The sequence below is a fragment of the Flavobacterium sp. AC267 genome, assembly GCF_979258715.1.
This window is the reverse complement of record NZ_OZ409875.1, coordinates 3,613,847-3,626,028: the sequence shown is the minus strand read 5'-3', so window position 1 is coordinate 3,626,028 and position 12,182 is coordinate 3,613,847. Positions and strand designations below refer to the sequence as shown.

Genomic DNA, 12,182 nt, shown 5'->3' with positions numbered 1-12,182 from the left:
GGGGTTTTTTTATGACTAATTAACCAACCAACTATAACACGATTATGTATACGTTGCCAAAAATTGAACGTTTTAATCAAGACGTTCTCTCAAAATACCACATCTATAATAGTGTTTTTATAACATTACCATTTGATTCTATAGATAATACTGGAGTTTTACTTCCTTTATTTACAGAGACTTGCGAAACGGGCTTTAAAAAACAAGAAACCCCAAAGGAAATTTTTAATTTCTTTTCTGACAGATTTCTTAACAATGCTTCAGAAACTGAAAAAATCGATTTAATGTTTCGATTTATTCAATATATAGAACGCCAAATTGTATTGTTTGATGCTATTGAAGATGCTCGCTTTTCCAGAAGTGAACAACATGGAAGGACGCGGTTCTTTGCGTGATATCAAAGAAAAATCAGATGCGAAAGAAAAAGACGGTGAACTAATTGAGTTTTTAGAAAACTTTAATGTTCGTACTGTTCTAACTGCGCATCCAACTCAATTTTATCCTGGGCCAGTTTTAGGAATTATAAATGATTTGACTGAAGCAATTCGTCAAAATGATTTATTACAGATCAAACAATTACTGGCGCAGTTAGGAAAAACACCTTTCATTCAAAATGAAAAACCAAATCCGTATGATGAAGCAGTCAGCTTGATTTGGTATTTGGAAAATGTGTTTTACGCAACTGCTGGTGAAATTGTACATTACCTTCAAAAAAACATAAAAGAGGGAGAACCAATTCACAATCAATTAATCAAACTTGGTTTCTGGCCGGGAGGTGATCGTGACGGAAATCCTTTTGTTACAACAGAAATTACACTTAAAGTTGCAGATCGTTTACGTACCTCAATTTTAAAGTGTTACTATGTCGAAATGAGAAATCTAAAACGTAAGTTAACTTTCTCTGGTGTAGACACTTTGGTATCTGAACTTGAACATAAGCTTTATCGTTCTGTTTTCTATTCTAAAGGTGAAATTTTTATCACTTTAGAAGAATTATTGACGCAGTTAAATAAAATTAGAGCTATAATTATTGAAAAACATCAATCTTTATACTTAGATGAACTAGAAGCGTTTTTAGTAAAAATCAATTTATTTGGATTTCATTTTGCAACTTTAGATATTCGTCAAAATAGTAAAATTCATAATGTTGTATTTAAAGATGTTGTGAACTATTATTTGAATTCTGGATCTGATATTTTTCCGAAGAACTATTTTGAATTAACAGAAGAGCAAAAAATCAATGTTTTATCAAAAATTAAAGGAAATTTAAATCCTGCTGATTTTGAAGATGAAATTACGAGATACACATTAGAATCTGTTCAGGCGATTAAAACCATTCAAGCAAATAATGGTGAAGAAGGAGCCAATCGTTATATTATTAGTAATAACGAAAGTGCGCTGAATGTAATGGAAACTTTCGCTATGATTCGTTTGAATAATTGGGAAAATCCTACGGTTGATATTATTCCGCTTTTTGAATCTGTAGATGATTTACAAAATGCACATTCTATAATGGAGCAATTGTACACCAATCCAGAATATTCTAAACATTTAAAAGAAAGAGGAAATAAACAAACAATTATGCTTGGTTTCTCTGACGGAACTAAAGATGGTGGTTATTTAATGGCAAACTGGAGTATTTATCAGGCAAAAATTTCATTGACCGAGATTTCTAGAAAATATGGTATTAAAGTAATTTTCTTTGACGGACGCGGTGGGCCTCCAGCTCGTGGCGGCGGAAAAACACACAAATTCTATGCTTCTTTAGGACCAAAAATCGAAAATAACGAAATTCAAATTACGGTTCAAGGTCAGACTATAAGCTCTAATTTTGGAACTTTAGATTCTTGTCGTTACAATATTGAGAACTTATTAAGTGCTGGAGTAACGAATCAAGTTTTTAGTAAAGGAAAAAATGAACTTACTGCGGATGAGACTGAAATCTTGACGCAATTGGCTAATTTAGGATATGATAAATATTTGAGTTTTAAGAATCACCCAAAATTTATTCCTTATCTGGAAAAAATGAGTACGCTGAAATATTATTCTAAAACTAATATCGGCGACCGTCCTTCTAAAAGAAGTAAATCTGAATCTTTAGATTTTGCTGATTTAAGAGCAATTCCATTTGTGGGATCTTGGAGTCAGTTAAAACAAAATGTACCTGGATTCTTTGGAGTTGGTTCAGCTTTAAAACATTTTGAAGAAAGCGGGCAATGGGATAAAGTAAGCGATTTATATCATAACTCATTATTTTTCAAAACTTTACTAGAAAATAGTATGATGTCATTGGCAAAATCATTTTTACCATTAACAGCATATATGAGAAAAGATCCTGAATTCGGTGAATTCTGGCAGATTATTTACGATGAATTCTCAGAAACAAAGAGACTTTTATTAAAAATTGCTGATCATAAAACCTTAATGGAAAATTATCCCGATGGTATTGCTTCAATCCAAATAAGAGAGCGTATTGTTTTACCATTATTGACAATTCAGCAATATGCTTTATTGAGAATCAATGAGTTGAACAAAGAAGAGTCTCCAAATGAAGAATTGATTAAAGTTTATGAAAAAGTAGTAACGAGATCTCTCTTTGGAAATACTAATGCAAGTAGAAATTCAGCTTAAAACTGAATCTTACACTATAATTTATATAAAATGAAAGTAAGCGATATAGCAGAGAATGAATTTTCCGGCCATTTTGGTACATATTTAAAACAAGCCGGAGATGGATTATTGATTGAGGAATTAGAAATTTCTCTTCATGAATTTATACGATTTGTTCAAAATATTCCTATGGATAAATTTGATTACCGTTATGCAGAAGGTAAATGGACGATCAAAGATATTATCCAACATGTTATGGATACAGAACGTATTTTTGCTTATCGTGCTCTACGTTTTTCAAGAAATGATCAAACGCCTTTGCCAAGCTTTGAAGAGGATGATTATGCGAATAGCACCAATTCAAATGGAAGAAGTATTCAAGATTTGCTAACTGAACTGTCAGCGCTAAGGCATTCAACTTTATTGTTTTACAAAAGCTTATCTGAAGAACAACTTAAAAGAATTGGAACAGCTTCTGGTAATCAAATTTCTGTTCGTGCTTTAGGCTTTGTCATAATCGGACATCAAAAACACCATCAAAAAGTTTTTGAAGAAAGGTATTTGTAGAAAGGTAAACTTCTTTATAAAAAAATCCTGTGAAGCAATTCGCAGGATTTTTTTATTTAAATAATATTTTCACAGCCTGCCATTTCGACAAAGGAGAAATCACACTAAAAATTGAATAAATTCTTTGCAGATTCTCGCATTAGATTTCCCCTTCGTTGAAATGACAAAAATGAGTATTTATTGAATAGTTTGATTTTTTCTTTCTAAAAACGCCAAACCAAATCTAATTTTATCATAAGACATTTTCTCTTCAAAATAATCAAAATAAGGTCTCAAAGCGTTTGGATTTTCTAAAACTGTTTTTGCTTTTTCGATTTCAGCAATTTCTGTATCAGAAATAAATGGATTCAAATCGAGATCGTGACCGTCAACATATAATTTAGCCAAATGCGAAACAATTGTTGTTCTGCCTAAACTTCTTCTTTCGGCAATTTCATCTACAGAAATACCGCTTTCATATAATTCTAAAGTTTTTTTATAGGTGTTTTCTTTTTTATCTTTCTTAACAACCGATTTGTTTTTGTAAAATTCAATTATAGCATTGATAAACTCGGAACCATATTTTTCAAGTTTAGCTTTTCCAACTCCTTCAACAGCAAGAAAATCTTCATCTGTCATTGGTCTTAAAATTTCCATTTGCCTTAAAGAGGCATCACTGAAAATTACATACGCAGGAACTTCTTCTTCTTGAGCAATTTCGTAGCGTAATTTTCGAAGTGTTTCAAAAAGAGAATTTTTAGCTGTTTTAGTTTTCGCTTCTTTAATTTCAGATTTATCGATTACTTTCTTAACAACTGTTGTCAATTTTACTTTTTCACCTTCAAATAAAACTTTCTTTGCAAAAGGGGTAAGGAGAATTTTGTTATGTTGATGAAAGGCAATTTCACAATATCCCAAATTTATAAGCTGAATAAGGTATTGATTCCAGTCGTACCAAGAAATATCATCGCCAATTCCGTAGGTTTTTAGCGTTTGATAATTTTTTTCGTAGATATACGCGTTTCTCGAGCCTCTTAAAAAATCTACAATTACTGCCAGTGGCTCAGATTCTTTCAAACGTGTAATTGCAGATAATGCTTTTTGCGCTAAAACTGTTCCGTCGAAAAAAGTTGGCGGATTTTTGCAGATATCACAATTACCGCAATTTTCTGTAACCAATTCACCAAAATAAGAAAGCAGAATTTTTTCTACGGCGCACTAACGGCATCAGCGTATTGTTTCATACGATCTAATTTCGCAAGCTGAATGTCTGCATTTAATCCGTCCGAAGCAAATTTCTGAAGCTGAATCACATCTGCGTAACTTTCGAACAAAACTGTTTCGGCTGGTAAACCGTCACGTCCCGCACGTCCAATTTCTTGATAATAACCTTCTATGTTTTTTGGAAGATTATAATGAATTACCCAGCGAACATTCGATTTGTCAATCCCCATTCCGAAAGCAATCGTTGCGCAAACTACCTGACAATCGTCGTTTATAAATTGATCCTGAGTTTTCGCACGCGTATCGTTATCTAAACCAGCATGATACGCTTTTGCTGTAATTCCGTTTTTCTTTAATTTTTCGGCTAATTCCTCTGTGGTTTTACGGCTTAAGCAATAAATAATTCCTGATTCATTGGGTTTATTTTCAACAAAATCAATGATCTGTTTTACACGATCCAATGCTGGACGTACTTCTAAACTTAAATTTGCACGATCAAAAGAGGCAATAAAAGTTTTTGGCTTTATTAAATTAAGCTGTTTTGTAATATCTGTTCGCGTTGCTTTATCAGCTGTAGCGGTCAGCGCTAAAACTGGAGTAGAAGGGAAGCGGCTTTTTAAATATCCCAAATTAGTATAAGCAGGTCTGAAATCATGACCCCAAGACGAAATACAATGCGCTTCGTCAATTGCTATTAGACTAATAGTTAGTTCATTAAAAGCAACATCTAGATAAGAAAGACTTTCTGGAGCAATATATACCAGCTTAAAAGTATTAGATTTTAAGTTTTCTATATAATACTGCTGTTCTTGTGCAGACTGTGAGCTGTTTATATAGCAGGCAGATATTCCGTTTGTTTTTAAGCTGTCAACCTGATCTTTCATTAAGGCGATCAGTGGAGAAATCACTATTGTAATTCCGGGTAAAATTAAAGCAGGAAGTTGGAAACATATTGATTTTCCGCCTCCGGTAGGCATAATAGCTAGAGCATCTTGCCCCGCTAATATAGTATTTATAATTGTTTCTTGATTTGGTCTGAATTTTTCAAAACCAAAATTTTCTTTTAATGCCGCATGTAATATTTCTGAAGTCATAGGGCGTATAATCTTTAATAAAAGATTAAAATTAAAAATAATCTTACAAAAATATAAAATTTGTTTAATTATTATGGTATAAAAAAAGGAACTCGAATAGAGTTCCTCTTATTTTATTTCAAAGAAATGAATTAATCTTCATCTTCTTCTTCATCCTCGTCATAATCAGTATCTGCTTTGTCGTCGTCATCTTCATCATCTTCGTCGCCGCCTTCAACATCAGGTTTGTCTTGATTATCATCTTCATCATCGTCGTCGATATCATCATCAAGATCCATTCCTTTAACTGGAACGATTGTATCTACATCAACATCAATATCATCATCTTCATCGTAGTTTTCAATTCTATCAGCAAGTTTAGTACTAATTTTTACTAAATAGATAGTGTCTTCTGTGCGAACTTCCACAGCTTCAACTAATTCGTTTTTAGCATTTCTAAAACGGATTACATCCGAATCATCATAACCATCAGGAAATTTTTCAACCAAAAGGTTTAAAATTTCATTGGTAAGTTTAGCGTAGTCTACTATAACTCTTTTCATAAATTATTTTATAAATCTAATAAATATGCAAAAATTAACGGAGCAACAATTGTAGCATCCGACTCAATAATAAATTTAGGGGTTTTGATATCTAATTTACCCCAAGTGATTTTTTCATTTGGAACTGCTCCAGAATAAGAACCGTAACTAGTTGTTGAATCTGAAATTTGGCAGAAATAGCTCCAAAATGGAACATCATGCATTTCCATATCTTGGTACAACATTGGTACAACACAGATAGGAAAATCACCAGCGATACCACCACCGATTTGGAAGAATCCAATTCCTTTAGAGCTGTTTTTTGAATACCAGTCTGCTAGGAATGTCATGTATTCAATTCCAGATTTCATAGTAGATGCTTTCAGCTCTCCTTTAATTACGTATGATGCAAAGATATTTCCCATTGTACTATCTTCCCATCCTGGTACAATAATAGGCAGGTTTTTCTCTGCAGTCGCATACATCCAGCTATCTTTTAAATCAATTTCGTAATATTCTTCTAAAACGCCCGACAACAACATTTTATACATAAATTCATGCGGAAAATAACGTTCTCCTTTATCATCTGCATCCTTCCAAATTTTGTAAATATGTTTTTGTAAACGACGGAAAGCTTCATGCTCAGGAATACATGTGTCTGTAACACGGTTTAATCCTCTTTCTAGCAATGCCCACTCATCTTCTGGTGTTAAATCACGGTAATTTGGTACTCTTTCATAATGAGAATGAGCTACTAAATTCATGATATCTTCTTCAAGATTTGCACCTGTACATGAAATAATATGTACTTTGTCTTGTCTGATTACTTCTGCAAAAATTTTACCAATTTCTGCTGTACTCATTGCGCCAGCCATACTTACAAGCATTTTTGCACCATCTGCTAACTGCTGTTCATATGCTTTTGCAAGCATCTACTAATGAAGCAGAATTAAAATGCAAATAATGTTTTTCAATAAACTGACTGATTGGTCCTTTCATTTTTTTTGTTTTTTTTTTGAATTAAAAAGTTTAACCTTTTTGGATGTTAATGCAAATTAAGAATTTTCTAAATATTTATCTTACTTAATCTGCCGTTTTTTTACAACTTTTTTTGTAGCCTAAAATCTTCAATACATCATCTGAAGTTTGCTGTTCTGAAAAAACTTCTGTCGCCAGAATACCATTTTCGTCACGATCTATCAAAATGTGTTTAGGTCGCGGAATCAAACAGTGGTGAAGACCGCCATATCCTCCAATTGTTTCTTGATATGCGCCAGTATTAAAGAAACCAATATATAATGGCTTTTCTTTATTGTACTTTGGCAGATAAATTGCGTTCATGTTTTGCTCAGAATTGTAATAGTCGTCACTATCGCAAGTCAGACCTCCCAACAAGACCCGCTCGTAAGTATCATTCCAACGGTTTACCGCCAGCATGATAAAACGTTTGTTTATAGCCCAAGTATCTGGTAAAGTGGTAATAAAAGAGGAATCAATCATATTCCATTTTTCTCTATCATTTTGTTGTTTTTGATACAAAATCTGATAGATTGCACCACCGCTTTCGCCTACAGTAAACGATCCAAATTCCGTAAAAATATTTGGAACATCAACTTCAGCTTCATCACAAGCAATTTTAATTTGATTGATAATTTCATCAATCATATATTGATAATCATAGTCAAAAGCTAATGAATTCTTAATTGGAAAACCACCTCCAATGTTCAAGCCATCTAGGGTAGGGCATTCTTTTTTAAGAGCAATGTATACTTTAATACATTTTACAAGCTCATTCCAATAATATGATGTATCGTTTATTCCGGTATTGATAAAAAAGTGAAGCATTTTAAGCTCTAATCTATCATTTTCCTGAATTTGTTTTTTATAAAAAGAAACTATGTTTTTATAACCAATTCCTAATCTTGATGTATAAAATTCGAATTTAGGTTCTTCCTCAGCGACAATACGGATTCCAATTTTGAATTTTCCTTTAATTTCTGCTTGAAGTAAATCTAATTCTTCATAATTGTCAATAATCGGAATAGTATTCTTATGTCCGTTATTAATCAATCTTGCAATATTACTAATGTATTCGTCTCTTTTAAAACCGTTACAAATTACATAAGTACTCTTATTGATTTTTCCGTTTTCTAATAAATTCTCCACAATATTAACATCAAATGCGGATGATGTTTCAATATGAATGTTATTCTTGAAAGCTTCATTCATAATGTATTCAAAATGAGAACTTTTTGTACAATAACAATAATAGTATTTTGCTTCGTATTTATTTTTTTCCATTGATTTTCTGAACCAGGCTTTTGCCTTATTGATGTTTTCAGAAATCTGAGGCAGATAAGTAAATTTTAATGGCGTACCATATTGTTCAACCAATTTCATCAAATCGATATTGTGAAACAATAGGTTGTCTTTATTTAATTTAAATTCTGTTTGTGGAAAATAGTATGTTTGATTTATTAGATCAGAATATTTTGTATTCATTTATGTGTCAATGTTTAGAGATTGTAATTTTATTTAAATTTAGGTTTTTTTTGGAACTAAATCTTAAATTCAAACTCTAATATTGGCAAATATAATAGGCAGTTTTTCGTGCTCCGCTTTTGAACATTGGAAAACATCTGGGCAAAACGGACTCTTGCTATTATAAAACCGATCTAACATTCTTAATAAAGAACTGCTGAGACGGTTTCTATAAGAACTAAAGTGTCTTTGTTTCCTGTTTGTTTTCATGGTGGCAAATGTAAAAAATAATATATACCTAACGCAATGCTTTTGATTAAAAAAAGTTTAAGATTTATAATCTTGAAACGCGTCTAGAATCAATTTATTTTCAACGGATTGGTTAATTTTTATCTTTCCTATTCCTTCAATTAATGCGAATTGAATTAAGCCGTATTCATTTTTTTTGTCGTGAATAAGCAATTCTAAGATTGGATCGATGTCATTTTCTTCAAAAATTACATCGTCGTAAATGCCTTTTATGACAGTTTTGATTTCTCTGTAGTCTTCATCTGAAATTAGATTCTTGTGAAGAGAGATATAACTTTCCAGAATCATTCCAACAGCAATTGCTTCTCCGTGAAGTAAAGTAGTTTTGGTTTCACTTTCTAAAAAATAACTTTCAATAGCGTGACCCAAAGTATGCCCAAAATTCAAGGCTTTACGAATGTTTTTTTCTGTTGGATCCTGAATAACTATTTCATTTTTGATTTCAACAGAACGATAAATTAATTGATCTAAATCGTCGAAAATAATCGATTTTAGATCAGAGAACTGTCTCCAGTATGGTGCATCATAAATTAAACCATGTTTTAGCATTTCGGCTAAACCAGAACGCATTTCACTTTGCGATAAAGTTTCAAGATATTGTGTATCTATTAAAACCATCTGCGGTACATTAATAACTCCGATCTGATTTTTAAGATTTCCTAAATCGACACCGGTTTTTCCGCCAACAGAAGCATCTACCATAGATAATAATGTTGTAGGAATATTGATAAAATCAACTCCTCTTTTAAAGGTAGAAGCAACAAAACCTCCTAAATCTGTAACGACACCGCACGCCCAGATTAATTACAAGTGATTTTCTATCGCCTCCAAGTTCTGTTAAGATATTCCAGATTTCAATGCAGGTTTCGATATTCTTATTAGCTTCTCCAGCTTCAAATTCAATAATTTCAATTGTCAGATCTGTTTCTAAAAGCGGTATAAATTTTGGCAAACAAAACTCATTGGTTTGATCATCAACAATTATAAATATGTTAGAGTATTTAGTTTCTCTTAAATGTTTATTTAAAGCTTCGTATGCATTGTGGTTAAAATGTACGAAATAATTATTGGCTTGAATTGACTGCATGATTCTTTAGTTAATTTGAACCGCAAAATAAGGCAATTTTAAGGAAATAATATTCAAAATTTGGTTCTAATTTGTTTAAAAACGAATCATTCTAAATTAAAGAGTCAATTAAAATCAAGAGCAATTAGATTTTATTTCATACAGTTTTCATTAATCGCTTGTTGAGCCCTGGCATAGTTTTTATTTTTAGCTATATTAAAATATTTACATGCGTTAGATTTATCGTTTTCATTTAAATAACAAATTGCTAAGAAATATTCTGTCTTTCCATCGTTTAAGCCTGGATATTTCAATGCATTCAATAAAAAGCTTATTCCTTTTTTATACTCTCCAGTCTTAAGATAATAAAAACCAATATTCTGGGCAGCATATATACTTTTTGAGTCAATTTTTAGAGCCTTTTCGTAAGATAAAAGAGCTTGATCCATTTTTCTCTGTTCTTCAAATTCTTGACCTTCTGTAATATAACTTGCAATCATTAGATCGTTTTTTCGTTTTTTTAATGTCTGCTTCTTCAGTTCCATTTGCAATATTAGAGTTAGATTCTTTGGCTGGAAGGTAATTTTTGTTTTTTGATAATTCAAAATACTTATTAGCATTTATATTATCATTTAGGTTTAAATAACAAATTCCAATATAATATTCTATTCTTCCGTTATCTGATCCAGGATATTCTAGTGTTTTTTTGAAGAACTTAATTGCTAGATCATTTTTTCCTGTATTGTAATAACAAAAACCTACATTTTGAAGTGCATATATATTTTCTGGATCAATTTTTAAAGCTTTTTGGTAACTTTCCATTTCTTTAGCTCTATTTCCTTGACCTCCATATTCCTGACCTTCAACAAGATAACGTGTTAGTAAAAAACTGCTTTTTTGTTTTATAAGTGTGCTGTCATTTGGTAAAGTCTTTAATCCTTCATCGATGAAATTTGATAATCGCTTATAATCTGCCCCAGAACTCTGTAAACCAAGGCCTGCAAGATTCCATGCCAAAGGTTCGTTTCTAAATTTAGTGTATAGTTTATGTATTTTTAACACTTCGACAGAATCTCTGTTTCTTGTTGCATAACTCATTGCGGCTTGAAATAAAGTTATATTTCTAGGACGCAGATAGAAGGCTTTTTTTGCATAAATATAAGCGCTGTCAACATTTCCTTTTTGAGCACAAATTATTTGTTTATAAAAATCAATTCTTCCAGAATAGGGGTTAATTTTGCTTGCTTTAGAAAAGCACTTTAAGGCCTTTTCATAATTTTTCTCACGTATGTAATAGATTGTCGCATATTCATAAAATGACTCAGAGCTATTAAATGTATTGGGATATTTAGGCATTCTTTTTACTACTTCATCACCTGTAAGTTGTCCTTTATCATTCATATTAATATTATCAGAGGCAATCAAATATTCAAGATTTGAAGCTTTAAATATTATATATGCAGAATAACTTGTTGCTATAGATACTACAATTAAAACGGCAGAAATAGTTTTAACGATTTTAGTACTGCTTGCTAAATTCTTATGATTGAATTTATTTACTACCGTAAGTGCAAGCATCAAACTAAAAAATATAGACATTGTTGGTCTGTACATCGGAAAATTAAAAAATGAATCGACACCGTAAACAATAACTACTAATAGAGTTAAAAGTGCAACTGTCCTTGCATTGGAATCTTCTGATTTGACTGCATTTTTTAAATTAACAATAAACAGGAAAACAAAAAGTGCAAAATATATTAAACCATTTATAACTCCTGTCTCAGCAAATATTTCAAGAAAATCATTGTGCACATGTAGTGAAACAGTAGAATCATTTTCAACAGTTCTTTCATAAGGAATAGATTCTACTTGATAATTACCAAAACCAATTCCTGAAATTGGATTTTTTTTAGTCATTTCGATTGCATTTTTCCAGTAAAATAACCTCGACTGTGATGAACCATCGTTGGTATTAATCTGACTGACTCTATTTTCTAATGATTGATACCGGCCTTTATCTTTAGATTTTTCAAAAATTGAATTTGCAAATAATATAGATATAAAAACAGGAATTATTAAATAGAGAATTTTTATAAAACTAGATTTAGTAAAGGAATTTTTTAAAAGATATATACTATATATAAGATATAATAAAAAGAGATTAATCAATGGCGTTCTTGCTCCTGTTAAGAAAATAACTGTAGTTACTGAAAATAGAACAGCTAAAAGAAAAAACTTTTTATAACCTGAAAAATATGTAATTCCAAGTAGTAAAAAAGGAACTTTAATGGTAAGACTTGCTTGCAAGTATATTTATATTTCCCGTATTTC

General features: G+C 31.4%; 5 protein-coding genes and 4 pseudogenes. 2 read left to right on the top strand and 7 right to left on the bottom strand.

The window, feature by feature from the left end:
* Positions 1 to 44: 44 nt before the first annotated feature.
* Both ACZZ95_RS19145 and ACZZ95_RS19140 read left to right on the top strand, forming a co-directional pair.
* A pseudogene (locus ACZZ95_RS19145) lies at positions 45 to 2,631 on the top strand (phosphoenolpyruvate carboxylase).
* Positions 2,632 to 2,661: 30 nt separating this feature from the next.
* Positions 2,662 to 3,177 carry a DinB family protein gene (locus ACZZ95_RS19140; protein WP_463470247.1) on the top strand — a complete coding sequence of 172 codons (516 nt, stop codon included), beginning with the start codon at positions 2,662 to 2,664 and terminating at the stop codon, positions 3,175 to 3,177.
* A 177-nt stretch (positions 3,178 to 3,354) separates the two neighbouring features.
* On the opposite strand, the pseudogene recQ reads toward ACZZ95_RS19140, so the two are convergent.
* The 7 genes and pseudogenes from recQ to ACZZ95_RS19105 form a co-directional block, all read right to left on the bottom strand.
* Positions 3,355 to 5,474: pseudogene (gene recQ, locus ACZZ95_RS19135) on the bottom strand (DNA helicase RecQ).
* A 131-nt stretch (positions 5,475 to 5,605) separates the two neighbouring features.
* The gene (locus ACZZ95_RS19130) at positions 5,606 to 6,016 is read right to left on the bottom strand and encodes a DNA primase (protein ID WP_095951162.1); all 411 of its coding nucleotides are present in this window, start codon (positions 6,014 to 6,016) and stop codon (positions 5,606 to 5,608) included.
* An 8-nt stretch (positions 6,017 to 6,024) separates the two neighbouring features.
* Positions 6,025 to 6,994 (bottom strand): annotated as a pseudogene (locus ACZZ95_RS19125) (deoxyhypusine synthase family protein).
* Between the two features lie 84 nt (positions 6,995 to 7,078).
* Positions 7,079 to 8,497, bottom strand: a complete 1,419-nt coding sequence (locus ACZZ95_RS19120; RefSeq protein ID WP_463470246.1) for a type III PLP-dependent enzyme domain-containing protein — start codon at positions 8,495 to 8,497, stop codon at positions 7,079 to 7,081.
* A gap of 306 nt (positions 8,498 to 8,803) precedes the next feature.
* Positions 8,804 to 9,872, bottom strand: a pseudogene (aroB, locus tag ACZZ95_RS19115) (3-dehydroquinate synthase).
* A 131-nt stretch (positions 9,873 to 10,003) separates the two neighbouring features.
* Entirely contained in the window at positions 10,004 to 10,351 is a 348-nt protein-coding gene (locus tag ACZZ95_RS19110; RefSeq protein WP_463470245.1) for a tetratricopeptide repeat protein, read from the bottom strand.
* Positions 10,314 to 12,158 carry an O-antigen ligase family protein gene (locus ACZZ95_RS19105; RefSeq protein WP_463470244.1) on the bottom strand — a complete coding sequence of 615 codons (1,845 nt, stop codon included), beginning with the start codon at positions 12,156 to 12,158 and terminating at the stop codon, positions 10,314 to 10,316. Before ACZZ95_RS19105 ends, ACZZ95_RS19110 begins: the two co-directional genes overlap by 38 nt.
* Positions 12,159 to 12,182: the final 24 nt, after the last annotated feature.